27 protein-coding genes are annotated in these 25,740 nt (G+C 70.3%); 13 read left to right on the top strand and 14 right to left on the bottom strand.

Going from position 1 to position 25,740, the window contains the following annotated elements:
* Positions 1 to 55: 55 nt before the first annotated feature.
* From mctP to ACF1G2_RS14280, 3 genes are all read right to left on the bottom strand, one after another.
* Positions 56 to 1,675, bottom strand: coding sequence for a monocarboxylate uptake permease MctP (gene mctP / locus ACF1G2_RS14290; RefSeq protein WP_352186985.1), 1,620 nt, complete (start codon positions 1,673 to 1,675; stop codon positions 56 to 58).
* Positions 1,672 to 1,926 (bottom strand): DUF3311 domain-containing protein, encoded by a 255-nt coding sequence (locus tag ACF1G2_RS14285; RefSeq protein WP_391798523.1) that lies wholly within the window; start codon positions 1,924 to 1,926, stop codon positions 1,672 to 1,674. The genes mctP and ACF1G2_RS14285 overlap by 4 nt, the downstream gene beginning before the upstream one ends.
* 208 nt (positions 1,927 to 2,134) lie before the next feature.
* Positions 2,135 to 2,899, bottom strand: coding sequence for a GntR family transcriptional regulator (locus ACF1G2_RS14280; protein WP_383178218.1), 765 nt, complete (start codon positions 2,897 to 2,899; stop codon positions 2,135 to 2,137).
* Positions 2,900 to 3,182: 283 nt separating this feature from the next.
* On the opposite strand from ACF1G2_RS14280, the gene ACF1G2_RS14275 reads away from it, so the two are divergent.
* The 4 genes from ACF1G2_RS14275 (at position 3,183) to ACF1G2_RS14260 (ending at position 7,923) form a co-directional block, all read left to right on the top strand.
* On the top strand, positions 3,183 to 4,463 hold the full coding sequence (locus tag ACF1G2_RS14275; RefSeq protein WP_391798522.1) for an extracellular solute-binding protein: 1,281 nt from the start codon (positions 3,183 to 3,185) through the stop codon (positions 4,461 to 4,463).
* A gap of 75 nt (positions 4,464 to 4,538) precedes the next feature.
* Positions 4,539 to 5,531, top strand: a complete 993-nt coding sequence (locus ACF1G2_RS14270) for a carbohydrate ABC transporter permease (RefSeq protein WP_391798521.1) — start codon at positions 4,539 to 4,541, stop codon at positions 5,529 to 5,531.
* Positions 5,528 to 6,397, top strand: a complete 870-nt coding sequence (locus ACF1G2_RS14265) for a carbohydrate ABC transporter permease (protein WP_391798520.1) — start codon at positions 5,528 to 5,530, stop codon at positions 6,395 to 6,397. The genes ACF1G2_RS14270 and ACF1G2_RS14265 overlap by 4 nt, the downstream gene beginning before the upstream one ends.
* Positions 6,398 to 6,405: 8 nt before the next feature.
* Positions 6,406 to 7,923 carry a glycoside hydrolase family 3 protein gene (locus ACF1G2_RS14260; protein WP_391798519.1) on the top strand — a complete coding sequence of 506 codons (1,518 nt, stop codon included), beginning with the start codon at positions 6,406 to 6,408 and terminating at the stop codon, positions 7,921 to 7,923.
* 114 nt (positions 7,924 to 8,037) lie between these two features.
* Here ACF1G2_RS14260 and nagB read toward each other — a convergent pair whose 3' ends face one another.
* On the bottom strand, positions 8,038 to 8,823 hold the full coding sequence (gene nagB / locus ACF1G2_RS14255; RefSeq protein WP_391798518.1) for a glucosamine-6-phosphate deaminase: 786 nt from the start codon (positions 8,821 to 8,823) through the stop codon (positions 8,038 to 8,040).
* Positions 8,824 to 9,458: 635 nt separating this feature from the next.
* Between nagB and ACF1G2_RS14250 the strand changes: the two genes are divergently transcribed.
* Positions 9,459 to 10,925, top strand: a complete 1,467-nt coding sequence (locus tag ACF1G2_RS14250; protein WP_391798579.1) for a sensor histidine kinase — start codon at positions 9,459 to 9,461, stop codon at positions 10,923 to 10,925.
* 149 nt (positions 10,926 to 11,074) lie between these two features.
* On the opposite strand, the gene ACF1G2_RS14245 is transcribed toward ACF1G2_RS14250, so the two are convergent.
* Both ACF1G2_RS14245 and ACF1G2_RS14240 read right to left on the bottom strand, forming a co-directional pair.
* Entirely contained in the window at positions 11,075 to 11,332 is a 258-nt protein-coding gene (locus tag ACF1G2_RS14245; RefSeq protein WP_003953983.1) for a WhiB family transcriptional regulator, read from the bottom strand.
* Positions 11,333 to 11,649: 317 nt separating this feature from the next.
* Positions 11,650 to 12,618 carry a diacylglycerol/lipid kinase family protein gene (locus ACF1G2_RS14240; protein WP_391798517.1) on the bottom strand — a complete coding sequence of 323 codons (969 nt, stop codon included), beginning with the start codon at positions 12,616 to 12,618 and terminating at the stop codon, positions 11,650 to 11,652.
* Between the two features lie 117 nt (positions 12,619 to 12,735).
* Here ACF1G2_RS14240 and ACF1G2_RS14235 point away from each other — a divergent pair, with 117 nt between their 5' ends.
* The gene (locus ACF1G2_RS14235; RefSeq protein WP_391798516.1) at positions 12,736 to 13,149 is read left to right on the top strand and encodes a hypothetical protein; all 414 of its coding nucleotides are present in this window, start codon (positions 12,736 to 12,738) and stop codon (positions 13,147 to 13,149) included.
* Between the two features lie 125 nt (positions 13,150 to 13,274).
* On the opposite strand, the gene ACF1G2_RS14230 is transcribed toward ACF1G2_RS14235, so the two are convergent.
* The 3 genes from ACF1G2_RS14230 to ACF1G2_RS14220 form a co-directional block, all read right to left on the bottom strand.
* Positions 13,275 to 14,333, bottom strand: a complete 1,059-nt coding sequence (locus ACF1G2_RS14230) for an RNA polymerase sigma factor SigF (protein WP_391798515.1) — start codon at positions 14,331 to 14,333, stop codon at positions 13,275 to 13,277.
* Entirely contained in the window at positions 14,330 to 14,743 is a 414-nt protein-coding gene (locus ACF1G2_RS14225; protein WP_361436509.1) for an anti-sigma regulatory factor, read from the bottom strand. Before ACF1G2_RS14225 ends, ACF1G2_RS14230 begins: the two co-directional genes overlap by 4 nt.
* Positions 14,744 to 14,991: 248 nt before the next feature.
* Positions 14,992 to 15,252, bottom strand: a complete 261-nt coding sequence (locus tag ACF1G2_RS14220; protein WP_352186996.1) for a UBP-type zinc finger domain-containing protein — start codon at positions 15,250 to 15,252, stop codon at positions 14,992 to 14,994.
* A 47-nt stretch (positions 15,253 to 15,299) separates the two neighbouring features.
* Here ACF1G2_RS14220 and ACF1G2_RS14215 point away from each other — a divergent pair, with 47 nt between their 5' ends.
* Positions 15,300 to 16,895: a Na+/H+ antiporter gene (locus ACF1G2_RS14215; protein WP_391798514.1), complete on the top strand. Its 1,596-nt coding sequence runs from the start codon at positions 15,300 to 15,302 to the stop codon at positions 16,893 to 16,895.
* A 229-nt stretch (positions 16,896 to 17,124) separates the two neighbouring features.
* Here the strand turns inward: ACF1G2_RS14215 and ACF1G2_RS14210 are convergent, their stop codons facing one another.
* Positions 17,125 to 18,018 carry a 1-aminocyclopropane-1-carboxylate deaminase/D-cysteine desulfhydrase gene (locus ACF1G2_RS14210; protein WP_391798513.1) on the bottom strand — a complete coding sequence of 298 codons (894 nt, stop codon included), beginning with the start codon at positions 18,016 to 18,018 and terminating at the stop codon, positions 17,125 to 17,127.
* Positions 18,019 to 18,061: 43 nt separating this feature from the next.
* The gene (locus tag ACF1G2_RS14205; protein WP_391798512.1) at positions 18,062 to 18,652 is read right to left on the bottom strand and encodes an N-acetylmuramoyl-L-alanine amidase; all 591 of its coding nucleotides are present in this window, start codon (positions 18,650 to 18,652) and stop codon (positions 18,062 to 18,064) included.
* 275 nt (positions 18,653 to 18,927) lie between these two features.
* On the opposite strand from ACF1G2_RS14205, the gene ACF1G2_RS14200 reads away from it, so the two are divergent.
* Positions 18,928 to 20,343 (top strand): family 2B encapsulin nanocompartment shell protein, encoded by a 1,416-nt coding sequence (locus tag ACF1G2_RS14200; protein ID WP_391798511.1) that lies wholly within the window; start codon positions 18,928 to 18,930, stop codon positions 20,341 to 20,343.
* Positions 20,344 to 20,477: 134 nt separating this feature from the next.
* Positions 20,478 to 21,521, top strand: a complete 1,044-nt coding sequence (locus tag ACF1G2_RS14195; RefSeq protein WP_391798510.1) for a family 2 encapsulin nanocompartment cargo protein polyprenyl transferase — start codon at positions 20,478 to 20,480, stop codon at positions 21,519 to 21,521.
* Here ACF1G2_RS14195 and ACF1G2_RS14190 read toward each other — a convergent pair.
* Positions 21,502 to 22,101 (bottom strand): TetR/AcrR family transcriptional regulator, encoded by a 600-nt coding sequence (locus ACF1G2_RS14190; protein WP_391798509.1) that lies wholly within the window; start codon positions 22,099 to 22,101, stop codon positions 21,502 to 21,504. The genes ACF1G2_RS14195 and ACF1G2_RS14190 overlap by 20 nt on opposite strands.
* Positions 22,102 to 22,230: 129 nt before the next feature.
* On the opposite strand from ACF1G2_RS14190, the gene ACF1G2_RS14185 reads away from it, so the two are divergent.
* The 4 genes from ACF1G2_RS14185 to ACF1G2_RS14170 are packed head-to-tail and all read left to right on the top strand — an operon-like array spanning position 22,231 to position 24,199.
* Positions 22,231 to 22,812, top strand: coding sequence for a dihydrofolate reductase family protein (locus ACF1G2_RS14185; RefSeq protein WP_391798508.1), 582 nt, complete (start codon positions 22,231 to 22,233; stop codon positions 22,810 to 22,812).
* 27 nt (positions 22,813 to 22,839) lie between these two features.
* Positions 22,840 to 23,181, top strand: coding sequence for a hypothetical protein (locus ACF1G2_RS14180; protein ID WP_391798507.1), 342 nt, complete (start codon positions 22,840 to 22,842; stop codon positions 23,179 to 23,181).
* Between the two features lie 42 nt (positions 23,182 to 23,223).
* Complete coding sequence (locus tag ACF1G2_RS14175; RefSeq protein WP_391798506.1) at positions 23,224 to 23,661, top strand: DUF6304 family protein; 438 nt, start codon at positions 23,224 to 23,226, stop codon at positions 23,659 to 23,661.
* Positions 23,662 to 23,677: 16 nt separating this feature from the next.
* Positions 23,678 to 24,199 carry an SMI1/KNR4 family protein gene (locus ACF1G2_RS14170; RefSeq protein ID WP_391798505.1) on the top strand — a complete coding sequence of 174 codons (522 nt, stop codon included), beginning with the start codon at positions 23,678 to 23,680 and terminating at the stop codon, positions 24,197 to 24,199.
* 83 nt (positions 24,200 to 24,282) lie between these two features.
* On the opposite strand, the gene ACF1G2_RS14165 is transcribed toward ACF1G2_RS14170, so the two are convergent.
* Positions 24,283 to 24,741 (bottom strand): group II truncated hemoglobin, encoded by a 459-nt coding sequence (locus ACF1G2_RS14165; RefSeq protein WP_391798504.1) that lies wholly within the window; start codon positions 24,739 to 24,741, stop codon positions 24,283 to 24,285.
* A 135-nt stretch (positions 24,742 to 24,876) separates the two neighbouring features.
* A complete protein-coding gene (snpA, locus tag ACF1G2_RS14160) occupies positions 24,877 to 25,530 on the bottom strand; it encodes a snapalysin (protein ID WP_391798503.1) in 654 nt (217 codons plus the stop codon).
* Positions 25,531 to 25,740: the final 210 nt, after the last annotated feature.

The raw sequence follows: 25,740 nt of genomic DNA, 5'->3' as shown, positions 1-25,740 counted from the left end.
AAGGGCCCGGGGATTTCCTCGCGGAGACCCCGGGCCCTTCGCCGTACCGGAACGGTCAGTGACCGGCGCCGACCTTGGGCAGCGGCTTCACGCCCGCGTCGCCCGCGTCCGCCGTGTAGTCCGACGGAGAGGTCTCGTCGACGCCCTCGGGCGCCTTCACGGCCTTCAGGACGAAGGTCAGGACGACGGTGACGATCACGTTGATCACGAAGGCGGTGAGACCGATGTAGCCGATCTCGCCGATGCCCGGAATCTCGGCGGACGAGCCGCCGAAGTGCTTCTGGGTCGGGCTCGCCACGCCGTACGCCGCCGCCGTGCCGTAGACCATGCCGACGGCCCAGCCGGCGAGCAGTGCCCAGCGGTGGAACCAGCGGGTGAACAGACCGCCGACCAGCGCGGGGAGGGTCTGCAGGATCCAGATGCCGCCGAGCAGCTGGAAGTTGATCGCGACCGTCTTGTCCATGGTGAGGACGAAGGCGAGCGCGCCGACCTTGACGAGCAGCGACACCAGCTTGGAGACCTTGGTCTCCTGCTCGGGCGTGGCGTCCGGCTTCAGGAAGTCCTTGTAGATGTTGCGGGTGAAGAGGTTGGCGGCGGCGATCGACATGATCGCGGCCGGCACCAGCGCGCCGATGCCGATGGCGGCGAAGGCGACGCCCGCGAACCAGTCCGGGAACATGTTCTCGAAGAGCTGCGGGATCGCGAGCTGGCCGTTGGAGACCTTGACCCCGGCGGCGATCGCCATGAAGCCGAGCAGGGCCAGCAGGCCCAGCATCAGCGAGTAGAGCGGCAGGATCGTGGTGTTGCGGCGGATCACGTCACGGCTGCGCGAGGAGAGCGTCGCCGTGATCGAGTGCGGGTACATGAAGAGCGCGAGCGCCGAGCCGAGCGCCAGCGTCGCGTAGCCCCACTGGCCCATCTCGCCGGGCACCAGCGCACCGCGCGGCTTGTCGGTCGCCGGGTTGATCGTCGCGTACGCCTCGCCGGCCTTGGCGAAGATCTCGTCGAAGCCGCCGAGCTTGATCGGGATGTAGATGATCGCCACCGCGATGACGATGTAGATCAGGGTGTCCTTGACGAAGGCGATGAGCGCCGGGGCGCGCAGACCCGAGGAGTACGTGTACGCCGCGAGGACGCCGAAGGCGATGAGCAGCGGCAGGTCCTTGACGAACCAGTGCGTGGTCTCGCCGCCGCCCACGCCCATCACGTCCAGGACGGCCTGGATGCCGACGAGCTGGAGCGCGATGTACGGCATGGTCGCGAGGATGCCGGTGACGGCGACCGCGAGCGAGAGGCCCTTGGAGCCGAAGCGGCCGCGGACGAAGTCCGAGGTCGTCACGTACCCGTGCTTGTGCGACACCGACCAGAGGCGCGGCAGGAAGGTGAAGATCAGCGGGTAGACCAGGATCGTGTACGGCACGGCGAAGAAGCCGGCCGCGCCCGCCGCGTAGATCGCCGCGGGGACGGCGACGAAGGTGTACGCGGTGTAGAGGTCGCCGCCGAGGAGGAACCAGGTCACCCAGGTGCCGAACGAGCGGCCGCCGAGGCCCCATTCGTCGAGGCTGTTCTCGTTCTCGGCTCTGCGCCAGCGCGAGGCCAGGAATCCCATGACCGTGACGGCCAGGAAGAAGAAGATGAAGACGGCGAGTGCGACGCCGTTCACGCCGTCCTTCACTGCGACGCACCTTCCTTACGGGCGCGCTGGTCACGCTGCCACAGCTTGTAGGCGACCATGGTGAGCGCGGTCGAGATCAGCACCCAGGCCATCTGGTACCAGTAGAAGAACGGGATGCCGGCGAAGGTCGGCTCGACCTTCGCGTACGAGCTCACCCAGAGCATCGCCACGAACGGCGCGATCAGACAGAGCGCGACCACCACGCGGATGGGTGTGACGACCGGTTGTTTCCCTTGTGTCACTTCGGACATACGGCGACTCCGTCCCCTCGCTGAACACCATGGATCGCATGGATCATGCGTAATGCGCGTGAAATCTAGGGGACTGTTTCGCTCCATGGAACCCCCGTCCGAATAGCGGACGGGTGTCGATCTGTGCGGCCCGGCGGACACGACGATGCCCCGACACTCCTCACGGATGTGCCGGGGCATCGGTTCACGCCGAAGTGGCGCGTTCCGCTCAGCCGTTGGGGCGCTGGAGCCGGGCCACGAACTTGTACCGGTCGCCTCGGTAGACCGAGCGCACCCACTCGACCGGCTCGCCCTGGGCGTCCAGCGAGTGGCGGGAGAGCATCAGCATCGGCAGGCCCACGTCCGTGCCGAGCAGGCCGGCCTCGCGCGGGGTCGCCAGCGAGGTCTCGATGGTCTCCTCGGCCTCGGCGAGGTGCACGTCGTACACCTCGGCCAGCGCGGTGTAGAGCGAGGTGTACTTCACCAGGGAACGGCGCAGCGCCGGGAAGCGCTTGGCCGAGAGGTGCGTGGTCTCGATGGCCATCGGCTCACCGCTCGCGAGCCGCAGCCGCTCGATCCGCAGCACGCGTCCGCCGGGCGAGATGTCGAGCAGTCCGGCGAGGGTGTCGTCGGCCGTCACGTACCCGATGTCGAGCAGCTGCGAGGTGGGCTCGAGCCCCTGCGCCCGCATGTCCTCGGTGTACGAGGTGAGCTGGAGCGCCTGCGAGACCTTGGGCTTGGCGACGAACGTGCCCTTGCCCTGGATCCTTTCCAGGCGGCCCTCGACGACCAGCTCCTGCAGGGCCTGGCGCACGGTGGTGCGCGAGGTGTCGAACTCGGCGGCGAGGGTGCGCTCCGGCGGGACGGGCGTGCCGGGCGGCAGCGTCTCCGTCATGTCGAGCAAATGCCGCTTCAGTCGGTAGTACTTGGGCACGCGGGCGGTGCGGGTGCCGACCCCGCCCTCTTTCTCCGTGCCGCCCGCGTCCGTGGCCATGGCCTGCCTTCCCGACTCCTGTGCTGCTGCCGTCACCGGCTCCTCCGTCTGTCGCGGCTCACATGGTGGCACGGACCGGTCACGGGTCGTCGCCCTCCCTCAGGTGTCGGTCCGATAACGGACCCGACTGCCCTTCTTATACACCCTTGACACCCCTAAAGGTCTAGGCCAAGCTCCGGGTACTGGTCTAAACCATTAAAGACCAGGTCCCAGCCCCACGAGCACTACTCGACGTATGTCTTCGCGCGGTGGGGGGGTTGCAGGCATCCCTGAGGAGGGTGGCGTGAAGCGCAAGCTCATCGCGGCGATCGGCGTCGCGGGCATCATGGTCAGCATCGCGGCGTGTGGCGGTACTGACAAGAGCGGGGACAACGCCGGCGGCGACGCCAAGGAGCTGACCGTCTGGCTGACGGTCGACGCCCAGAACAACTGGCCGGAGCTGGTCAAGGCCGCCGACGACGCGGTGACCAAGAAGCACCCGGGCATCAAGATCAAGCACGAGTACTACGGCTGGCCGGACAAGAACACCAAGCTCGACGCGGTGCTCGCCACGGACAAGGCCCCGGACGTTGTCGAGATGGGCAACTCCGAGATGATCAGCTACATGGCCAAGGGCGCCTTCGCCGAGGTCGACGCCTCGAAGTTCGAGAACTCGGACCAGTGGCTCGACGCCCTCAAGGAGTCGGTCACCTACAACGGCAAGACCTACGGCGTCCCCTACTACGCCGGTGGCCGCGTGGGCACCTGGCGCAAGGACATCGCCGCCGAGGTCGGCGTGAAGGCCACCCCGAAGACCTGGGCCGAGCTGACCTCCGCGCTCGACGCCATCCAGAAGAAGAAGGGCGCCAAGTTCAGCGCCTGGTACCAGCCGGCACCGGACTGGTACGGCGCGATGGCCTTCGTCTACGGCGCCGGCGGCTCCATCGCCAAGCAGGACGGCGAGACCTGGAAGGCGAACCTGTCCTCGCCCGAGTCCCTCAAGGGCCTCAACGAGTACAAGGGCATCCTCGACAAGTACATGCACGGCGACAAGACCAAGGACGAGTCCGACCGTCCCGTCGTCTTCGGCCAGGGCAACGCCGCGACGATGTTCGCCGCCGGCTGGGAGGGCGCCACCTCCGCCACCCCGGAGAACGACAAGGTCGGCGGTCTGGCCGACAAGGTCGAGAACTTCGTGATGCCCGGCCCGTCCGGCAAGGCCCTCCCGGTCTTCCTCGGCGGCTCGGACCTCGCCATCCCGGTCAAGTCCAAGGCGCAGGGCGTCGCGGCCGAGTGGATCGCCGCCTTCACCGGCGCCGAGGGCCAGAAGGGCCTCGCCGCCAAGGGCAACCTGCCGAACAACAAGAAGGACCTCGCCCCGCTGAAGGCCGACCCGGCCACCACGGTCCCGGCCACCGCCGCCGAGTCCAGCTGGTTCGTGCCGACCGCCCCCGGCTGGGGTCAGGTCGAGAAGGCCCAGATCCTCAAGACGATGCTGATCGAGATCGCCAACGGCAAGAAGTCGGTCGACGCCGCCGCCAAGGACGCGGACGCCGCGATCGACAAGGTCATCAACACCAAGTGACCTATGGGCAGGGCCCCGTCACCGTGACGGGGCCCTGCTTCCCGTACCACGAGAGGGATCGCTGAGGAGCACGGGATGAGTGCCGCAGACACAACCACCGCGAAGGTGCCGCCGGCGCGGCAATCGCCACCATCCGGCCCCGCAGCCGGTGCCCCGAAGACGGGGAAGAAGCCGAGCCTGGGCGGGGGTGGCATCCCCTGGCTGTTGCTCGCGCCCTGCCTCCTGATCCTGCTCCTGGTGCTCGGCTATCCGCTCGTGCGCCTGGTGACCCTCTCGTTCCAGTACTTCGGGCAGCCCCAGCTCTGGGGCTTCCAGGAGGCGGAGTGGGCGGGCTTCGAGAACTTCACCAAGATCCTCGGTGACGGCGAGTTCTGGGCCGTCGTCCTGCGCACCGTGATCTTCGCGGGCGGCGCCGTCGTCCTCACGATGGTCCTCGGCATGCTGATCGCGCTGCTGCTGCAGCGCGTCTCCGGCTGGGTCAAGGCGCTCATCAACATCGCGCTCGTGGCGAGCTGGGGCATGCCCATCATCGTCGCCACCGCCATCTTCAAGTGGCTCTTCGACACCGACTACGGCGTCCTCAACTGGCTGCTCAGCAAGGTGCCGGGCGTCGACATGATCGGCCACAACTGGTTCGCCAGCGGCCCCCAGGGCCTGGCCGTCATCATGCTGCTGGTCGTCTGGGGCGCCGTGCCCTTCGTCGTCATCACGCTCAGCGCCGGCCTGACCCAGGTCCCCAAGGAGCTGGAGGAGGCCGCCCGCCTCGACGGCGCCGGAGCCTGGGGCGTCTTCCGCTTCGTCACCCTGCCCATCCTCAAGCCGATCATCGTCATGCTGACGACGCTCTCGGTGATCTGGGACATGGGCGTCTTCCCGCAGGTCTACGTCATGCGCAACGGCCACCCCGAGGCCGAGTTCCAGCTGCTCACCACGTACTCGTTCGACAGGGCGTTCGTCGTCAACGACTACGGCATGGGCTCCGCGATCGCGCTCGTCACCGTCGTGCTGCTGCTCGGCGTGGTCGCCGTCTACATGCGTCAGATGCTGAAGATCGGAGAGGTGGAGTGAGCACGGACACCGCGGCCCCCGCCGTCACCCGCCCCGCCGTCGCCCGCCGCCGCAAGTCGAAGCTCGGCTGGAACCTGATCGGGCTCCTCGTCTTCGTGACGATCGGCTTCCCGGTCTACTGGATGGTCAACACGGCCTTCAAGCCGGCCAAGGACGCCATCGACCCCAACCCGCACTTCTTCCCCTCCACCTTCACGTTGGAGAACTTCAAGCGCGCGCTGGAGATCGCCGACTTCTGGGGCCCGGTCACCCGCAGCCTCATCGTCTCGTCCGTGGTCGTCGTCATCGGCATCATCGTCGGCATGCTGGCGGCGCTCGCCATCTCGCGCTTCGCCTTCCGCGGGCGCAAGATCGTCATCGTCGGCATCCTCGCCGTCCAGATGGTCCCGCTCGTGGCGATGATCATCCCGGTCTTCCTGATGCTCAACGACCTGGGCCAGTACGACAAGATCAGCGGCCTGATCATCACGTACCTGACCTTCATCCTCCCCTTCACGGTGTGGACGCTGCGCGGCTTCATCGTCAACATCCCCAAGGAGCTGGAGGAGGCCGCCCAGGTCGACGGCTGCACCCGCACCGGCGCGTTCGTCCGGGTCGTCTTCCCGCTGCTCGCCCCCGGCATGGTCGCCACCTCCGTCTACGGCTTCATCCAGGCGTGGAACGAGTACCTCTACGCGCTGATGCTGATGAGCCAGCAGAACCAGACGGCCACCGTCTGGCTCGGCAACTTCATCACGAAGAACGGCACCGAGTACGCCCCGATGATGGCGGGCTCCACCATGATGGCCGTCCCCATCGTGATCCTCTTCCTGCTCGTCCAGCGCAAGATGGCCGCGGGCCTGACGGCCGGCGCGGTGAAGGGATGACACCGCCCATGAGCACACTCGCCACCGCCTCGGACACCCTGACCCGTGACGCGCTCACGGTCCTCCAGCCAGGGTTCCTCGGCACCACCGCGCCCGACTGGCTGCTCCGCAGGATCGGCGAAGGGCTCTCCTCGGTCGGACTGTTCGGCCGGAACATCGCCTCCCCCGAGCAGCTCGCCGCGCTCACCGCGCGGCTGCGGGCCGAGCGCGACGACGTCCTGGTCGCCATCGACGAGGAGGGCGGGGACGTCACCCGCCTGGAGGTCCGGCACGGCTCCTCCTTCCCCGGCAACTACGCGCTCGGCGCGGTCGACGACGTCGACCTCACCCGCGCCGTCGCCGAGGAGCTCGGCCGCCGGCTCGCCGCCTGCGGGGTCGACCTCAACTGGGCCCCGTCGGCCGACGTGAACTCCAACGCCGACAACCCCGTCATCGGCGTCCGGTCCTTCGGCGCCGGCCCCGATCTGGTCGCCCGGCACACCGTGGCGTACGTCGAGGGCCTCCAGGCCGTCGGCGTCGCCGCGTGCACCAAGCACTTCCCCGGGCACGGCGACACGAACGTGGACTCGCACCACGCGCTGCCCCGGATCGATGTGGACCTCGCCACACTGCACGCCCGTGAGCTGGTACCTTTCCGCGCTGCGATCGCCGCGGGTACCAAAGCAGTCATGAGCGCGCATATCCTTCTCTCCGCGCTCGACCCTGACCGCCCGGCGACCCTGAGCCCGCAGATCCTCACCGGTCTGCTGCGCCAGGAGCTCGGCTTCGAGGGGCTGATCGTCACCGATGGCATGGAGATGCAGGCCATCGCGTCGACGTACGGCATCGAGCGTGGATCCGTCCTCGCGATCGCCGCGGGCGCCGACGCCATCTGCGTCGGCGGCGGGCTGGCCGACGAGGACACCGTACTGCGGCTGCGTGACGCGCTGGTCGCAGCGGTACGGACCGGTGAACTGCCCGAGGAGCGGCTGGCGGACGCCGCGGCGCGGGTACGCGCCCTGGCGTCCTGGACCCAGGCGCACCGGGCCAGGGGGGCTGTTCCGGGGCCGGGCGCGGCAGTGCAGGAGGGGACCGCGCCCGGCACCGAGATCGGACTCGTCGCGGCACGCCGGGCCCTGACGGTCACGACGGGAGAGCGGCCCTGCGCGCCGGTCACGGACGCCCCCTATGTCGCCGCCTTCACCCCGGTCGCCAACTTCGCCGTGGGCGACGAGACGCCCTGGGGCGTCGCCGCGGAGCTGGAGCGGCTGCTGCCCGGCACCGAGACCGGCGCCTACGACGAGCCGTCGGTGGACGCCGTGCTCGCCGCCGCCGGGGAGCGCCGGATCGTCGCGGTCGTACGGGACGCCCACCGGCATCCGTGGATGACCGAGGCCCTCGACGCCCTGCTGGCGGCCCGCCCGGACACCGTCGTGGTGGAGATGGGCCTGAACCAGGCCGAGCCCCGGGGAGCACTGCACATCGCCACGCACGGCGCGGCCCGGGTCTGCGGCCGCGCGGCTGCGGAGGCCATCGCGGGGATCTGAGACCGGCCCCCCCGTCCGGGGGCGTACGCGAAGGGGCCCGGCACCTGGTTTTCAGGTGCCGGGCCCCTTCACGCACGGACTCCGTACGGACCGCGCGAGGGCCGTACGGACGCTTCAGATGCCCTGCCAGGTGGGCTTGTTGGCGAAGGTGTGACGGAAGTAGTCCGCGAGCTTCAGCTTGGACGCGGCGGCCTCGTCCACGACGACCGTGGCGTGCGGGTGGAGCTGCAGCGCCGACGCCGGCACGAGTGCGGCGACCGGGCCCTCGACGGTCTGGGCCACCGCGTCGGCCTTGCCCTCGCCGGTGGCCAGGAGGACCAGATGACGGGCCTCCAGGATGGTGCCGATGCCCTGGGTGATGACGTGGTGCGGCACCTGCTCGATGTCGTTCTCGAAGAAGCGCGCGTTGTCGACGCGGGTCTGCTCGGTGAGCGTCTTGATCCGGGTCCGCGAGGCGAGCGACGAGCAGGGCTCGTTGAAGCCGATGTGGCCGTCGGTCCCGATGCCGAGGATCTGCAGGTCGACCCCGCCGGCGTCGCGCAGGGCCTGGTCGTAGGCCTCGCAGGCCGCCTGGACGTCCTCGGCGGAGCCGTCGGGGCCCATGAAGGCGTCCTCGGAGAGCCCGAGCGGCTCGACGACCTGGCGCAGCACGGTGGAGCGGTACGACTCCGGGTGCCCGGTGGGCAGTCCGACGTACTCGTCCAGCTGGGCGATCCGGGCGCGGGAGGCGTCCACGGAACCGGCCTTGACCTGGGCGATCAGGGCCTCGTAGATGGGCAGCGGAGTCGAGCCGGTGGCAACGCCGAGCAGCGCGTCGGGCTTGCGGCGCAGGAGGCCGGCGATGCCGTCCGCGATGAGCTCTCCGCCTGCCGTGGCGTCCGGGACGATGACAACTTCCACGCTGTGCCTGCCGATCTGGTGAGGGGCTGGTGAGGGGCCTGGTGGTATAGACCAATCAAAGCTCAATCTAGCAGAGCGGGGGCCGTCCGCTCAGGCCCTTCCGACTCGTGGACGGGAGTGCGGGCGGGAGTGCGGGCGCCCGTTTCGGCGCCCTTCTCGGCGCTCTCCCCCCGGCCCGTCTCCATCGTCGAACGGCCCGCCCCGCGCAGCCACCGGAGCCCTGTCTCTCGGAAAGGCGGGGCGGGGGTGGGCGGGCTCGCCCGGTGTTCCTGGAGGGGGCGGGGGAGGCGTCACCGGCCCGGAAAACACCCGCGGGCTACGGCGCCCGACGGGACCCTCAACCCGTCCGGCACCGCAGCCCGGAGTTGCCCGGCCGAGGATGTGCGGTCCCACGGCCGTTATCGGGAGGTCCCGGCGCAGTCAGGGCAGAGAGCGCCGATCCTCTCGTCCGCCCTCCTGTGCGGGGAGGGCGGAGGTATTCACAAGAACACTGCTCCGCCATTGTGGACTAGACCATTCTCGTCTGTCCATCCATCGGCAAGGCTGCGTTCCCGGTCCATCCTCCAACACGAAGCCCGTGAGATCCAGGTTCATCGCCCCCCGATTCCGCGGGTACGCTCGCTCATGTGCCCTCCATGAACGACCTCGTCCGCCAGCACACCGCTCTGAGTGAGTCCGACCTCGAGTGGCTCCACCTGCTGGTCTCGGAGTGGCAGCTGCTCTCCGACCTCTCCTTCGCCGACCTCGTCCTCTGGGTCCCCACCCTGGACGGCACGCGCTACGTCTCCGTGGCGCAGATGCGGCCCAACACCGGGCCGACCTCCTACCAGGACGACATGGTGGGCCATCTGGTTCCACGCGGCCGCCGCCCCCTCCTCGACGCCGCCCTCGACGAGGGCCGGATCGTGCGCGAGGGCGACCCGGAGTGGCGCGAGGAGGTCCCCGTACGGGTCGAGTCCATCCCCGTACGCCGCGAGGGCCGTGTCCTCGGCGTCATCGCCCGGAACACCAACCTGCTCACCGTGCGGACCCCCTCCCGCCTGGAGCTCACCTACCTCCAGTCCGCCTCCGACCTGGCCCAGATGATCGCCGCCGGGACCTTCCCCTTCCCCGGCGAGGCGGTCGACATGGACGCCTCGCCGCGGGCCGGCGACGGACTGATCAGGCTCGACGCCGACGGCATCGTCCAGTACGCCTCGCCCAACGCCCTCTCCGCGTACCACCGGCTCGGCCTCGCCGCCGACCTCGTCGGCCAGCACCTCGGCCAGATCACCGCCGAACTCGCCCCCGCCCGCGGCCCCGTCGACGAGGCCCTGGTCAAGCTCGCCTCCGGCTACGCGCCGCGCGAGGCCGAGGTCGAGGGCAACGGCGGTGTGATCCAGCTCCGGGCGATCCCGCTCAAGCCCAAGGGCACCCGCATCGGTTCGCTCGTCCTCCTCCGCGACGTCACCGAACTGCGCCGCCGCGAGCGTGAGTTGATCACCAAGGACGCCACCATCCGGGAGATCCACCACCGGGTGAAGAACAACCTCCAGACCGTCGCCGCGCTGCTCCGGCTCCAGGCGCGCCGGATGGACTCGGACCGGGGACGCGAGGCCCTCAACGAGGCCGTGCGCAGGGTCGGTTCGATCGCCATCGTCCACGAGACGCTGTCCCAGAACCTGGACGAGCGGGTGGAGTTCGACGAGATCGCCGACCGTGTGATCGCGATGGTGGCGGAGATCTCACCGGGCAAGGTGACCTGCCGGCGCAACGGCCGCTTCGGCATCCTCGACGCCGAGGTGGCCACCCCGCTCTCGATGGTCCTCACCGAGATCCTGCAGAACGCCCTGGAGCACGCCTTCGCGCAGGGGGAGACCGGCACCGTCGAGGTCACGGCCGTCCGCGGCGAGCCCCGCGCCGACGCCCGTCTGCTGATCACGGTCAAGGACGACGGCCGCGGTCTGCCCGAGGGCTTCGACCCCCAGCGCGCCGGCAACCTCGGTCTGCAGATCGTACGGACCCTGGTGGAAGGGGAGTTGGGCGGCACGTTCGACATGCAGCCGGGTGCGGAGCGCGGCACCAGGGTCGTGCTCGACATCCCCGTACGTTCCCAGAAGTAGCCGCGCGAGCGTGCGCACAGCAGCGAGCCCCGGACCGAAGGAGTCGGTCCGGGGCTCGAATGCTGTGGGTTACTGCTGCGCGCTGCGGCTCGGGAGCGGTGATTGCGTACGCGATGTACGCGCCGCCTGCCTCAGGCTATTCAGGGTGTTCAGGCGCTCGCGTTGCGCGCCCGGTTGCGAGCGGCACGGCGCTTCATCGCGCGGCGCTCGTCCTCGCTGAGGCCACCCCAGACGCCGGAGTCCTGGCCGGACTCGAGCGCCCACTGCAGGCACTGCTCCATGACGGGGCAGCGGCGGCAGACGGCCTTGGCTTCCTCGATCTGCAGCAGCGCAGGACCGGTGTTGCCGATGGGGAAGAACAGCTCGGGGTCTTCCTCACGACAAACGGCGTTGTGACGCCAGTCCATGGCTGCTACCTCTCTGAGTGTTACAAGCTGGTTGCTTGTGAATGTGAACGCTTTCACGAATCCCCCCGTAAGTGAAGGGCCGACTGCCAGATGAACTGGTGTGGTCCTTGGACTGAGGAGGGGTTCTGGCTCTCAGTGGAGGCCGGTGTTGCGGGCCGTCCCGATCGCCAAGAAGAGACTCGCAAACCTCGGCAGCGGATACAACCCCTTCCGGAAAGTTTTTTTTGATTCCTCGGTGTCGACTAGGTCACAGCCGTACTTCTAAGGGGTGGATGGCAGTCTAAACGTTCGAGTGAAAGGACTTTGGGCCCTTCCACTCACACAATCACACGCAGTGCACGGCGAACGCCTGTGAACGCCACGCTGGTACGCAGTCCGAGGTGGTCTCCGTCCATCTGGAGAGGCAGCGGAACCTTCGAATGCAAGGTGAAGTCGGTGAGGTCGTGAAGAGTCAGGGCGTGCTTGCCGTGCGGACCGCGCTCGGGGCTGGAAGTGAGCAGCTGAGTGGCGTACCGGGCCACCGCGGGAGTCGAGAGCCGGCTCAGTCCGAGCACGTCGAGGGCCGTCTCGAACGAGGCCTCCGGAGACGCGTACACCGGACGATTGCCCAGGTAGGTCCAGGGGGACGTGTTGCAGATTATGGAGAGGACCAGGTCCTCGACCGGCTCCTCGCCGGGGCGGGACAGGGTGATCGTTCCGTGCCGGCGGTTCGGCTCCTCCAGGAACTGGCGGAACACCTGACGGAGGTAGAGCGCGTGCGTGGATCTCTTGCCGCGTTCCCGTTGCTGTTCGACTCGCCCGATGACACTGGCGTCGAATCCGAATCCGGCGCAGAACGTGAACCAGCGGGACGGGACCCCTTCGTCCTCCGTCCCCGGCGCCCCGGAGGCGAGCCCGAGGCTCACTGTGCGTGCACGGCGCTCACGGAGCGCGTCGAGCAGCGCGCCCGTCGCCTCGACGGCGTCGTTGGGCAGTCCGAGCGCGCGGGCGAAGACGTTGGTCGAGCCGCCGGGGACGATCGCCAGACCCGGCAGCCGGTCCGGATCCGGACCGTCGTGGAGCAGTCCGTTGACGACCTCGTTCACCGTCCCGTCGCCCCCCAGGGCCACGACCAGCTCGATGTCCTCGGACTCGGCGGCCCGCCGGCCGAGGTCGCGGGCGTGCCCCCGGTACTCGGTGGTGACGGCCTCCAGCTTCATCTCGCTCGCGAGGGCGTGGATGAGGACGTCACGCGTGCGGGCACTGGTGGTGGTGGCTGCCGGATTGACCACAAGAAGTGCGCGCATGGCCGCCAGCGTACCTACCCGGCGGTACCGATCCCAGTCGTGGCCATCAGGCGGACGCCCCCGCTGGACGGCCCCTGACCCGCGGAGCGCCGGCCCGGCCCCGCTACCCTGCCTGGTATGAGCAGTACGGAGCAGACCCCCCGACCCGTCCGGCTGACCGCGGCCGCGGCGGTGGCCGGAATCGAAGCCCTCGCCCTGATGGCCGGGGGCGTGTACGTGCTCGTGACGGCGTTCACCGGCGACCCGGACGGGCTGACGCAGGCCCTGATGGGTGGCGTGACGCTGATCGCGCTCGGACTGATCCCGGGGGCCGCGGCGCGCGGACTGCTGCTGCGGCGGAGCTGGAGCCGCGGGCCGGCGATCATCACCCAGATCCTGGCGCTGCCGGTCGCCTGGCAGCTCCTCCAGGCGAACAGCGCCATGATCCCGGCCGGCATCGCTCTCGCCGCTCTCGCCGTGGGCGGCCTGGTCCTCCTCGTGAACCCCGCGACGACCGAGGCACTGGGCATCGGCCGTCGCGGCGAGGCGTGACGGCGGGCGAGGCGTGACGGCAGGGGAGGCGTGACGGCGGCCCTCTTCGACCGCCGCTCGGCGTTGCTCGGCTGCTCGCCCTTCCTCGGCCGCTCGCTCTTCGTCGGCCGCTCGCCCTTCCTCGGCTACTCCTCGACGAGCAGCTTCTCCCGGAGCTGGGCCAGCGTGCGGGCCAGCAGCCGGGAGACGTGCATCTGCGAGATGCCGACCTCCTGCGCGATCTGCGACTGGGTCATGTTGCCGAAGAACCGCAGCAGCAGGATCCGCTTCTCCCGCGGCGGCAGGTCCTCCAGGAGAGGCTTGAGCGACTCCCGGTACTCGACCCCCTCCAGGGCCTCGTCCTCCGCGCCGAGGGTGTCGGCCACCGCGGGGGACTCGTCGTCCGTGTCCGGCACGTCCAGGGAGAGCGTCGAGTAGGCGTTCGCCGACTCCAGGCCCTCCAGGACCTCCTCCTCCGAGATCCCGAGCCGCTCCGCGAGCTCGTGCACGGTCGGCGAGCGGCCGTGCAGCTGCGACAGCTCCGCCGTCGCCGTCGTCAGCGAGAGCCGCAGTTCCTGCAGCCGGCGCGGCACGCGCACCGCCCAGCCCTTGTCCCGGAAGTGCCGCTTGATCTCGCCGACGACCGTCGGCGTCGCGTACGTCGAGAACTCGACACCGCGCTCCGGGTCGAAGCGGTCCACCGACTTGATCAGACCGATCGTCGCGACCTGCGTCAGGTCGTCGAGCGGCTCGCCCCGGTTGCGGAACCGCCGGGCCAGATGCTCGACCAGCGGCAGGTGCATCCGCACCAGCTGGTTGCGGAGCTCCGCCTTCTCCGGGGAGCCCTCCGGGAGCTTGCGCAGCTCGACGAAGAGCGCGCGCGCCCCGCTCCGGTCGTGCGGAGCCGGGGCCTCGTGCGACTCGGAGACCTCCGGGACCTCGGAGTCCTCGGACGCCTCATGGACCTCGGCGACCTCGGGGGTCCCGGCGACCGCAGTGCTCCCGGGGGCCTCGGTGGTCCCGGAGGCTCCCGTGGTCTCGGGGGCCGCGGGAACCTCCGCCTCCTCGGCGTCCTTGAGGACCTCGTTGTGCTGCTCGTGCTCGCTCATCTGGACCGCCTGCTCCGTAGCGACCTCGACCTCGACCTCCGGATGCGGCCGCGCCTGCTGCTCAGGGATGCCGGCCGTCGCGTCCCCGCTCCTCACGCCGGGCCTGGCCCCGCGCCGCGCTGTTTGTACAGGCTGATGGAGACGGTCTTGTCGTCCGCGACGGACGACTCGACCTTCCCGGCCAGCGCGGAGAGCACCGTCCAGGCGAAGGTGTCCCTCTCCGGAGCCCGCCCGTCCGTCGTCGGCGCCGAGACCGTCACGTCCAGCGAGTCGTCCACGAGGCGGAAGACACAGCTGAGGACGGAGCCCGGTACGGCCTGCTGGAGCAGGATGGCGCACGCCTCGTCGACCGCGATCCGCAAGTCCTCGATCTCGTCGAGGGTGAAGTCCAAGCGTGCCGCGAGGCCGGCTGTGGCCGTACGCAGCACGGACAGGTAGGCACCCGCAGCGGGCAGCCGGACTTCCACGAAGTCCTGGGACCCGGGCTCGCCTGCGATCTGGGACACCCTCACCTCCAAGGTGGCACAAGCTCATTCGGGGATCGAGGGAGAAAGCCCCCCGAACCGGGCGGTACGCAGTCGGTTGCGTAATCCGCCGTGACGCTATCGCGATCCATGCTGCCGTGTCGCCGTGGGCCCCGGTCGGGACCCCGTCCCCGTCTGTCACTCATGGTAAGGCCATGAGTACGGACAGTGGCTAGAGGTCTGCGGGGCCCAATTGCGAGCGACCGGCGGAGGATTGTCGTACCCACCCCTCAGACGATCGAACCGTCCACGAAACACCACCGCCAGCGCTCGTTCCGCTCGAAGGTCCTCATCACCGGGTGGCCGGTGGTCGAGAAGTGCCCACTGGCGTGCCGCCCCGCCGAGGAGTCGCAGCATCCCACGTGCCCGCAACTCAGACAGAGCCGCAGCTGGACGGGGTGCGTGCCGTCGGCCAGGCACTCGGGACAGGTGTCGGTCAGCGGCGCCGGTTCGGGGCGCGGCATTTCGGCAACGTGAGGACACTCGCTCATGATGGCCAGGTTACGTGCTGGAACGAGCCGGGGACGGGGACGTAGGGATGGACGCACTGCAGCTGGTGGGACTCGTCGCGGCGAGCGCCGCGGTGGCCGGAGCGGCCCGCAGGACGCCGGTGCCCGCGCCGCTGCTCCTGGTGGCCGCCGGTCTCGCCGCCTCGTACGTGCCCGGCGTCCCGGACTACACGCTCGACCCGCACATCATCCTTCCGCTCATCCTGCCCCCGCTCCTCTACACGGCGGCGGTGGACTCCTCGTACCTCGACCTGCGGGCCAACATCCGGCCCGTCGCCCTGCTCTCGGTCGGGTACGTCCTCTTCGCCACCGTCGCGGTCGGCTGGCTCGCGTACGTCCTCGTCCCTGACCTGCCGCTGACCGCCGCCCTCGTGCTCGGCGCGGTCGTCGCGCCGCCGGACGCGGTCGCGGCGACGGCGATCGCCCGCAAGCTGGGTCTGCCGAACCGGATCACCACCATCCTCCAGGGCGAGTCCCTCGTGAACGACGCCACCGCCATCACGGCCTTCAAGGTGGCGCTCGCCGCGGCGGTCGGCGAGGGCATCAGCTGGGCGGGTGGCATCGGCGAGTTCGCGCTCGCGGCGATCGGCGGCATCGGCGTGGGCCTGATCCTGATGGCCCCCATCCACTGGCTCCGCTGCCGGCTGGGCGAGCCGCTGCTGCAGAACACCCTCTCGCTGCTGATCCCCTTCGTCGCCTACGCGGCGGCCGAGGAGGTCGGCGCCTCCGGCGTCCTCGCCGTGGTCGTCGTCGGCCTCTTCCTCGGACACCGCAACTGGCAGGTGGACTTCGCGACCCGTATCCAGGAGGAGGCCGTGTGGAAGATGGTCGCCTTCATCCTGGAGTCCGCCGTCTTCGCCCTGATCGGCCTGCAGCTGCCGTACGTCGTCCAGGGCCTCGGGCGGTACGGGATCGGCGAGGCGGCCGCGTACGCCCTCGGGGTCTTCGTGGCCGTGGTCGTCGTCCGCTTCGTCTGGGTCTACCCCGCCACCTTCCTGCCGCGCTGGATGTCACGGCGGATCAGGGAACGGGAACCGGGAGTGGACTGGAGGGCGCCGCTGATCGTCGGCTGGGCCGGCATGCGCGGCGTGGTCTCCCTGGCCATCGCCTTCTCCATCCCGCTGGCGACGCACGGCGAGGAGTTCCCGGCCCGGAACCTGGTCCTCTTCCTCACCTTCACCACCGTGATCGGGACGCTCGTGGTCCAGGGCCTCACTCTGCCGCCGCTGATCCGTCTTCTGAAGCTTCCCGGCCGCGACACGTACGCGGAGACCCTGGCCGAGGCGCAGGCCCAGAGCGAGGCCTCGCGGGCGGCGGAGGAGCGCCTCGACGCGCTGCTGAGCGACGAACGCAACGCCCTGCCGCAACCGCTGGCCGACCGGCTCCGCGCAGTCATGGAGCGGCGCCGCAACGCGGTGTGGGAGCGCCTCGGCGCGGTCAACGAGGTGACGGGCGAGACGGCGGACGACACCTACCGCCGGCTCGCCGGGGAGGTGCTCGAAGCCGAGCGAGAGGTGTTCGTCCGGCTCAGGGACGAGCGCCGCATCGACGACGAGATGCTCCGGACGCTGCTGCGCCGCCTCGACCTGGAGGAGGCGGCGGCGTACCGGGAGGACGGCGCCTGAAGGGGGTGCCACCACAGTGATGCGCGGGCCGTCACCACAGTGATGCGCGGGCCGTCACCACAGTGATGCGCGGGCCGTCACCACAGTGATGCGCGGGCCGTCACTGCGGGGGTGCTGAGCCGGGCCGTCACTCCCGGGATGCTGAGCGGGCCCTCACCGCGGTGTGCTGAGCGGGCCGTCACCGCGGGGGCATGTGCGGAGCCGTCATCGCGCAGGGATGCGCGGGCCGTCATCGTGGGGCGCCGGTGATCACCGCCGCGACGGTCGTGCCCGGGGCGAACGCGCCCTCCTCGGCCAGGGTGACCAGTCCGTAGAGCATTTTGGCGACATACAGCCGCTCGACGGCGAGTCCGTGCCCCGCCTCGAACTCCTGGGCGAACGCGTCGAGATCCGGGGTCGTCCGGGCGTAACCGCCGCCGTGGAAGCGCTCGTCGAGGCTCCACTCGCCCCGCGGGCCGCCGAACGCGGTCCGCTGCAGGGCGCGTATCTCCGCGCCCAGGAAGCCGCCCTTGAGGACCGGGATGCCCAGCGCCCGCTGCCCGGGGCCCAGACCGGCCGCCAGGCCCGCGAGCGTGCCGCCCGTACCGCAGGCGACGGCGACCACGTCGGCCGCCCCGCGCAGCTCGCGGCCGAGCTCCACGCAGCCCTCGACGGCGAGCGCGTTGCTGCCGCCCTCCGGGACGACATAGGTCTCCGGAGGGGACTGGGCGAGCAGCCCGGCCAGCACCTCGGGGTCCGCCTTGGCGCGGTACGTGGCGCGGTCCACGAACACCAGCCGCATCCCGTCCTCGGCACACCGCGCCAGCGAGGGGTTCAGGGGGCGGCCGGCCAGCTCATGCCCGCGTACGACCCCGATGGTGTCGAAGCCGAGCAGCCGTCCGGCGGCGGCCGTCGCGCGCAGGTGGTTGGAGTACGCGCCGCCGAAGGTCAGGACCGGACGGCCGTCGGCCGCCCGGAGGTTGAGCGCCAGCTTGCGCCACTTGTTGCCGGGAAGATCCGGATGGATCAGGTCGTCGCGCTTGAGCAGCAGCCGCAGGCCGCGCCGGGTGAAGCGCTCGTCCTCGACCGGCTCCAGGGGGGACGGGAGCCGGGGCCGCAGGCGGGAGAGGTCGAACGCGTTCACCCGGCCATTGTCCCCTCCGGGCCGCCCCCTTCCCCGCAGGCGCCTACCGCAGGCGCTCGCCGATCCGGGCGCGCATCGAGGCCATCGTGAAGCCGCGCGGGTCGACCTTCCCCGGCTGCCACTCCAGGTGGCCGATCACCGAGCGCTGGGTCCAGCCGTGCACCCGGCAGACCGCCGCCGCGGCCTTCTCGATGGCCTCCAGCTGGACCTTCGGCCACGGGTCCCTGCCGTCACCGAGGTTCTCGCACTCGAAGCCGTAGAAGTGCCGGTTGCCGTCCGTCGTGGCCTCGTTGTCCGGCGGGAGGCGCTGTTCGGCGATGACCGCCCGCAGCACCTCGTCGTCGCCGGCCCCCGCGTGATTGGCGCGGCCGTAGCCGACGAGATGGACCCGGCCGTCCTTGGCGATCACACCGTGGCAGAGAGGCCCGGGCAGGGCGTCGTGCCCGTCCCGGCAGAGCCGGACGGTGTTCGCGGTGCCCCGGGTGACCGTGTGATGGATCATCACGCCGTGGACCGGCCCCCAGGGGCCCTTGTGGTTGCGGTTGTGCGTACGCCACTCGCCGACCTGGACGACCGAGAGGCCCTCGGCGCGGAGGGCGTCGAGGAACCTGCTCGGGGACATGGGTGGGGCCATGACCGCCTCCTTCGGGATAAGCGGAACGGGACGGGGTCGAAGTGCCCCGTGCAACGGAGTACCGGAGGGAGCGACTCCGCGGCTATCCCGTTCGGCCGGTGTGCGAGCCGATCCGGACACGGCGCCATGGGCGGGCGGAGCTGCGCTGTTCGAGTGGAACCGAAGGGCATGCCCAGCCAGAAGCCGATCACTCCCACTCATTTGTGTAATGGCGCGCGCACTCTCCGTGCTGAAAGGCTTCCTCTCGCAGGTCATTCACATCGAGAGGGAGTTCCATGTCCGTTGGTTCGGTTGGCGACGAGGTCCGCGCGGAACAGACAGCCCCGCAGCAGAGTCTCGGTACCGCCGCCGCGCGGAACCTGGCTACCACCACCAAGTCAGCGCCCCAGATGCAGGAGATCACCTCCCGGTGGCTGCTGCGCACGCTGCCGTGGGTGCAGGTCCAGGGCGGTACCTACCGGGTGAACCGGAGGCTCAGCTACTCCGTGGGTGACGGTCGCGTCACCTTCGTGCAGACCGGAGAGCGTGTCGCGGTGATCCCAGCCGAACTCGGCGAACTCCCCGCGTTGCGTGGTTACGAGGACGAGGAGGCCCTCGCCGAACTCGCCTCGCGGTGCCGGCAGCGGGAGTACGCGCCGGGCGAGCTGATCGCCTCCGCAGGCGAGTCCGCCGACCGCGTCCACCTCCTGGCGCACGGCAGGATCGAGCAGATCGGCGAGGGACCGTACGGCGACGAGGCGATCCTCGGCGTCCTCGCCGACGGTTCGTACTTCGGCGACAGCGCGCTCACCCACCCGGACACCACATGGGAGTGGACGGCCCGCGCGGCCACCGCCTGTACCGTCCTCGAACTGACCCGTGACGACGTGCGCAACCTGGCCGAGCGGGCCACCTCGCTCGCCGACCACCTCGCGAGCATCGCCGCCCTGCCCCACCAGCGCACCAACAAGTACGGCGAGGCCGAGATCGACCTCTCCGCCGGCCATGTCGGCGAGGCGACCGTCCCGCACACGTACGTGGACTACGACGCCTCGCCGCGCGAGTACGAACTCTCGGTCGCGCAGACGGTCCTGAAGGTCCACAGCAGGGTCGCCGACCTCTACAACCAGCCGATGAACCAGACCGAGCAGCAGTTGCGGCTCACGGTCGAGGCGCTGCGCGAGCGCCAGGAGCACGAGCTGATCAACAACCGCGAGTTCGGCCTGCTCTCCAACTGCGACTACGGACAGCGCCTCCAGCCCCACGACGGCGTGCCCAGCCCGGACGACATGGACGAGCTCCTCTCGCGCCGCCGGGGCTCCAAGATGTTCCTCGCCCACCCGCGCGCCATCGCCGCCTTCGGGCGCGAGTGCAACCGGCGCGGCCTCGTCCCCGAGTCCATCGAGATCAACGGCAACCGGATCCCGACCTGGCGCGGGGTGCCGATCTACCCGTGCAACAAGATTCCGGTCTCCGACGCCCGGACCACGTCGATCATCTGCATGCGTACGGGCGAGTCCGAGCAGGGTGTGATCGGCCTGCACCAGACGGGCATCCCGGACGAGATCGAGCCGAGCCTCTCCGTCCGCTTCATGGGCATCGACGAGCAGGCGATCATCTCCTATCTCGTCACGGCCTACTACTCGGCGGCGGTCCTCGTGCCCGACGCCCTGGGAGTCCTGGAGAACGTGGAGGTCAGCCGCTGGCGCTGACGCGCCGGTCCTGGTGGCCGTGACGGGGGCCGTGCCGACCGGCCCCCGTCACGGCCGCCGTGCGGAGTACCGAGCCCGAGTACCGAGCGCCCGGTACCGAGCGCCGAGCCTTGACGAAAGCAGGAACTGTGACCATGACCCGGGCGGACGCCGTGGCCGACCCCCAGGACGCCGTGGCGCTCCTCGACCAGACGCGGAGCGTCGTCGATCCCCAACTGCGTTCCACCATCGAGTCGTTACCGGGCGACATACGGAAAGTCGCGATGTACCACTTCGGCTGGGAGCAGGCCGACGGCTCCCCGGCCGACGGCCGGACGGGCAAGGCGATCCGGCCCGCTCTGGTCCTCGCCGCCGCCCGGGCGCTCGGCGGCGACCCGGCGCCCGCCGTGCGGGCCGCCGCCGCGGTGGAGCTCGCGCACAACTTCAGCCTGCTCCACGACGACATCGTGGACGAGGACCCGACCCGCCGGCACCGGCCGACGGCCTGGACGGTGTTCGGCATCCCCGAGGCGCTGATCGCGGGCGACGCCGTGCTCGCGCTCGCGCTGCGGCTGCTCGCCGAGGACGGGCACCCGGTCGCGGCCGCCGCCTCGGCCAGGCTCGCCGCCTGCGTCATCGAGCTCTGCGCCGGCCAGCAGGCGGACTGCGCCTTCGAGCAGCGCGCTCCGCACGAGATCACGCTGGACGAGTGCGTGGCGATGGCCACCGCCAAGACCGGCGCCCTGCTCGGCTGCGCCTGCGCCCTCGGCGCGCTGTACGCGGGCGCGGCGGAGGAGGAGGTCGCGGCGATGGACGCGTTCGGCCGGGAGGCCGGGCTCGCGTTCCAGCTCATCGACGACCTGATCGGCATCTGGGGCGATCCGGACCGCACGGGCAAGCCGGCCGGCGCGGATCTCGCCGCCCGCAAGAAGTCGCTGCCGGTGGTCGCCGCGCTCGCCTCGGGGACCGTGGCGGGGGAGGAGCTGGCCGAGCTGTACTCGCGTAAGGAACTGGATGCCCGGGCCGTACGCGCGGCGGCGGACGCCGTCGAGCGGGCGGGCGGCCGGGACTGGGCGCAGGCCCAGGCGGCCGACCGGATGGCCCGCGCCGTGCAGCAGCTCTCCCGGGCGGTCCCCGACCTGGCCGCGGCCGGGGATCTGCTCGCCCTGGCGGAGTTCGTCACGCGCCGGACGCGGTGACCGGTCGGTCCTCCGGGACGATCCGGCGGACCGCCGTCTCGATGAGGTCGTCCAGTTCGCGGTCGCCATGGAGCCCGGGGACCGTGAAGTGGTCGAAGAGCAGTCCGGTCAGGGCGAAGTAGAGCAGCCGGACGGTGTCCGCGTCGCCCGGCATCCCCCCTTCGAGGTGCATGCGGATGTTGAGGTCGAGGTCGTGGCGCAGCACCTTCGTGAGCTGCTCGCGCAGTTCGGGGCGGCGGGTGGCCTCCAGACGGAGTTCGAACAGCCCCAGGTAGCAGGTGCGCTCGGCGGCCAACCGCCGCGCGAGCCACCGCATCAGCTCCACGACCAGCTCGCGGCTGGGCTCGGGCCGCATGGCCGTGTCCACCGAGCCCGGCTCCGGGGTGAGCCGTACGAAGATCCGGTCCCCGACCTGGGAGAGCAGCTGGTCCCGGTCGGTGAAGTAGTTCGACGAGGTGCCCGTGGGCACACCCGCCCGGGCATCCACCGCTCGGAAGGTGAGCCCACGGGCACCTTCGTCTGCGAGGACCTCGATCGCCGCGTCGAGCAGCGCCGCTCGCCGCTCGGGATTTCTCGCCACCGGACCTCCTGATTCCGCTTCTCTCCGGAAGATAGCCCTTGCGTAACCACTACAGGTGAAGCACTATATCCGTCGTGGTTGCTGACGCGGCCGCACATCTCGGACATCCGACAGACGAAGAGGACCGGTTTGCGCAAGCTCACCTACTACATCGCGTGCAGCATCGACGGCTTCATCGGCGACCCCCAGGGGGACGCCACGTCCATGTTCGCGTTCCTGGACCCGGAGTACGTGGGGTTCATGGCCGCCGAGTACCCCGAGACCATCCCCACGCAGGGGCGTGAGGCGCTCGGTATCGACGCGGACAACAAGCACTTCGACACCGTCATCCAGGGCCTCGGCTCTTACCAGCTCGCCCTGGACATCGGCGTCACCAGCCCGTACGGGCACATGAGGGAGATCGTCGCGAGCCGCTCGCTCACCGAGTCGCCCGACCCGAACGTCGAGCTGATCGCCGACGACCTGGTCGGCCGGGTCCGTGAGCTGAAGGCCGAGGACAGCCCGCTCGGCATCTGGCTCTGCGGCGGTTCCATCGTCGCGGGCGAGCTCATCGAGGAGATCGACGAGCTCATCATCAAGACGTACCCGCAGGTCTACGGTTCCGGAATGCCGATGTTCGGCGCCGGGTTCGAGCCCCGCGACTTCGAACTGGGCGCCGTGCGGACCTTCGACAACGGCGTGCTCGTCCGTACGTACACCAGGAAGCGGTGACCAGGGGCGCGCCCTACCCTGGGAGGTATGGGCAGCGAAACCCCGCGCACGGTACGGGACCCGCAGGCCACGCCCACATGCCCGGCCTGCGGAGAGTCCCTCGGCATCGTCGCGAAGCGGCACAAGGTCCTCGGGGCCTGGGTGCCGGAGTGGGAAGTGCAGCCGTGCCGTAACCCGCGGTGCGGGCTCTACGTCCGGCCCGAGCGCGCCGGCGGCGAGGGCGACGAGCCCGGCGACGGTGCGGGGGAGGCCGCGGGCGCGGTGGCGAACGGCGTTCCCGCGGGAGTCGCCGACGACGGCACGGAAGCCGCTACCCCGCACGTGACCGGCAAGAACGGCGAGACCGGGAGAAGTCCGGCCACAGGGTGACCGGCCGCGCGAAGAAGCCGGTCAGACCGCTACAGTCCGCGCATGTCATCGGAGTCGACGGAAGTCTGGACCGGCTGGTACCGGGACCGCAACGGCGCGGAAGCGATCGTGATCACGGTGGACGGACGGCAGGTGTCCGCCCGCATCAGGGGAGTCGAGTACACGGGCGCGAGCTTCGCCGCCCTGCGCGCCGCAGGGACGGCGGATGCGGCGGAGAAGAACGGTGAGGCCCTCACCGGCTGCGTCCTGGAATGGGACCTTCCGCTCCCCGTCGTGCTGGAAGGCGCCACCCAGCAGGCCACTCTCTGCTGCCTGCTGACGCTCGGCGAGCGGGCGGACCTGAGCCTGACGCTGCACTACGGCGGGACGGCCTACGAGTCGGGCATCGCGGGCGGCGACTTCGAGGAGGCGCTCGACCGGGTGAGGCGTCAGCTGCCGCAGGGCGCGGCGTTCGGCCGTCGGCTGCTGCAGACGGCCTGACGAGAGGAGTCCGGCGATGGCGACGCTGCCGGAGATCACGGCCCTGTTGGGCGAACCCCGGTTCAACTGGTCGGATGCGGCTCCGTGGACCGAACTGGAGCAGGAGCTCGGTGTCGCGTTTCCCGCGGACTTCCGCGAGATCGTGGACGCCTACGGTTCGATCGAGATCAACAGACAGCTGTATCTGACGCACCCCGCCGGCCATCTCCTGCACAGCCTCGGGGAGAGCATCCGGGGGGATCTGGAACTCTGGCGCGACGAGGACATGGTGGAGTTCCTGCCGAGTCCGGTGGGGCCCAACCCCGGAGAGCTGATCCCGGTGGCGTCGGCGACGACGGGCGAGGCGGTCTTCCTCCGCGTTCCCGACGACGCCTCGTCGCCGTGGCGCGTGGTGGTCCAGGAATTCGACAGTCCGTCCTGGACCCTCTACGAGATGACGTTCGGCGAGTGGCTGCTGGCCTACCTCAAAGGCAGGGACGTCATGCTGTGCTCCCGCAACCTCGCGCCTGACGGGCCGTTCTGGGCCTTCCTGCCCTGAGGACGCACCCGGTGGCCTCTCCCGTCCGCGTGACGGGAGAGACCACCACCGGGCGGCGGGACGGCGATCGGGCGAGGCCGTGGTCAGGCGAGGCCGTCCCAGCCCCAGCGCGGGGTGGGTCCGGGTTCGCCGAGATCCGTGCCCGGCGCCGAGGCCGCGACGTCCTTGGCGATCCGCGTCCCCCAGTCGAAGTACTCCACCACGCGGCGCCGCAGCAGTTCGTCGTCCGGCAGCTCCTTCTCCACGGCCGCCGTCATCAACTCCATCCACCGCAGCCGCTGTTCCTCCGTGATGCCCAGACCGAGATGGGCGCGGAGCAGGGACTGGTGCCCGCCGAGCTCCGCCGTGAACCCGGCGGGCCCCGAGAAGACCTCCGCCAGCCATACGGCGACGTGCTCGACGTGGGCGGCGGTGAAGTCGGCGAAGACCGGCGCGAGGAGGGGATCGGCCAGCACCGCTTCGTAGAAGGTCTCGGAGAGCCGGCGCAGGGCGTCGGCACCGCCCACGGCCTCGTACAGGGTGTTCGTGTGCTCGGCGGTCATGGAACGCCTCCTGATCCGGGATGTGTCACCCCCAGCTTTCAGGTGACACACCCCGGATCCAAGGATGTTCGCTCTCGGCGGGGCGAACGGCGGCCGCTGCCGTCCGCCCCGCCGGGACGCGGTTCGGGCAGGCGGTCAGAACGCCTTGAAGGCCGTGGCGAGGCCGTTGCGCCAGAGCTGGTCGACGCGCGACCGCTCCTGGGCGTTGGGCTGGGCGTTCTGGCAGGAGGTGCCCGGGCCGCCGCCGGACATCAGCTCGCTGCACGGGCCCGAGTAGTGGTCGGGGAGGCCGAGGACGTGCCCGGTCTCGTGGGCGGTGACGCGGGTGGAGTTGTACTGCTGGTTCTGCCGGTAGTCGAGGAAGATGTACCCGTTGCCGTGGCCGTCGGTGCTGGCGTACGAGCCGCGCGAGTCATTGCCCTCGTAGTAGCGGAAGTCCGGGTTGCTGCCCTCCACCAGTCGTACGTTGACCACCGAGCTGTTCCATATCTGGGTGCTCCGGGAGATCTGCGTACGGAAGCTCGGGGCGTTGGAGGCGCTGTAGACGACGGTGACGGCGGCCGCGCCGGGGTTGGCGGCCCGCTTCTTCGCCACGGACTTCATCACGGCCTCGTGGAAGGCCTTGGTCGCCCTGGCGTCCTCGGCGGACCCCTCGTAGGCGGCGTACCCGGCGGGCGCGGCGACGGATTCGACGGTTGCGGCGGAGGCGGTGGGGACGCCCAGCGCGGCGGCGAGTCCGAGGCCGAGGGTGGCGGCGAGCGAGGTGGTGAGGACCTTGGGGTGTCTCATGGGGGGTGGCTCCTCCTGGTCGGTTGGGGAGAGTGTCGGGGGAGCCCGGGCGGGTGCGGATGATGGCAGCAGGCGATAGCGCGAACGCATCACGCCACCGGGGTGCGCGGAAGGGCCGTCCCTGCGCCGTCCTCCTCCGGTCGATCCCGCTCCGGTTAACCCAACTCCCTCCGATTTCACGCCAATTGGAGGGATGAGGGTGTCTGGTGC

Origin of the sequence: Streptomyces sp. NPDC013457, from assembly GCF_043089925.1 — a bacterium.
Taxonomy (GTDB): domain Bacteria; phylum Actinomycetota; class Actinomycetes; order Streptomycetales; family Streptomycetaceae; genus Streptomyces.
This window is presented reverse-complemented; position numbering and strand designations above follow the sequence as displayed.

Excerpts from the sequence above, each read along its gene's own strand:
- ACF1G2_RS14250 (WP_391798579.1), top strand. The coding sequence starts at position 9,459 with ATGAACGACCTCGTCCGCCAGCACACCGCTCTGAGTGAGTCCGACCTC.
- ACF1G2_RS14180 (WP_391798507.1), top strand. The coding sequence starts at position 22,840 with ATGGGCAGCGAAACCCCGCGCACGGTACGGGACCCGCAGGCCACGCCC.
- ACF1G2_RS14245 (WP_003953983.1), bottom strand. The coding sequence starts at position 11,332 with ATGGACTGGCGTCACAACGCCGTTTGTCGTGAGGAAGACCCCGAGCTG.
- ACF1G2_RS14270 (WP_391798521.1), top strand. The coding sequence starts at position 4,539 with ATGAGTGCCGCAGACACAACCACCGCGAAGGTGCCGCCGGCGCGGCAA.
- ACF1G2_RS14175 (WP_391798506.1), top strand. The coding sequence starts at position 23,224 with ATGTCATCGGAGTCGACGGAAGTCTGGACCGGCTGGTACCGGGACCGC.
- ACF1G2_RS14195 (WP_391798510.1), top strand. The coding sequence starts at position 20,478 with ATGACCCGGGCGGACGCCGTGGCCGACCCCCAGGACGCCGTGGCGCTC.
- ACF1G2_RS14240 (WP_391798517.1), bottom strand. The coding sequence starts at position 12,618 with ATGCGCGCACTTCTTGTGGTCAATCCGGCAGCCACCACCACCAGTGCC.
- ACF1G2_RS14235 (WP_391798516.1), top strand. The coding sequence starts at position 12,736 with ATGAGCAGTACGGAGCAGACCCCCCGACCCGTCCGGCTGACCGCGGCC.
- ACF1G2_RS14170 (WP_391798505.1), top strand. The coding sequence starts at position 23,678 with ATGGCGACGCTGCCGGAGATCACGGCCCTGTTGGGCGAACCCCGGTTC.
- ACF1G2_RS14220 (WP_352186996.1), bottom strand. The coding sequence starts at position 15,252 with ATGAGCGAGTGTCCTCACGTTGCCGAAATGCCGCGCCCCGAACCGGCG.
- ACF1G2_RS14260 (WP_391798519.1), top strand. The coding sequence starts at position 6,406 with ATGAGCACACTCGCCACCGCCTCGGACACCCTGACCCGTGACGCGCTC.
- ACF1G2_RS14285 (WP_391798523.1), bottom strand. The coding sequence starts at position 1,926 with ATGTCCGAAGTGACACAAGGGAAACAACCGGTCGTCACACCCATCCGC.
- ACF1G2_RS14280 (WP_383178218.1), bottom strand. The coding sequence starts at position 2,899 with ATGGCCACGGACGCGGGCGGCACGGAGAAAGAGGGCGGGGTCGGCACC.
- ACF1G2_RS14215 (WP_391798514.1), top strand. The coding sequence starts at position 15,300 with ATGGACGCACTGCAGCTGGTGGGACTCGTCGCGGCGAGCGCCGCGGTG.
- ACF1G2_RS14205 (WP_391798512.1), bottom strand. The coding sequence starts at position 18,652 with ATGGCCCCACCCATGTCCCCGAGCAGGTTCCTCGACGCCCTCCGCGCC.
- ACF1G2_RS14200 (WP_391798511.1), top strand. The coding sequence starts at position 18,928 with ATGTCCGTTGGTTCGGTTGGCGACGAGGTCCGCGCGGAACAGACAGCC.
- ACF1G2_RS14165 (WP_391798504.1), bottom strand. The coding sequence starts at position 24,741 with ATGACCGCCGAGCACACGAACACCCTGTACGAGGCCGTGGGCGGTGCC.
- snpA (WP_391798503.1), bottom strand. The coding sequence starts at position 25,530 with ATGAGACACCCCAAGGTCCTCACCACCTCGCTCGCCGCCACCCTCGGC.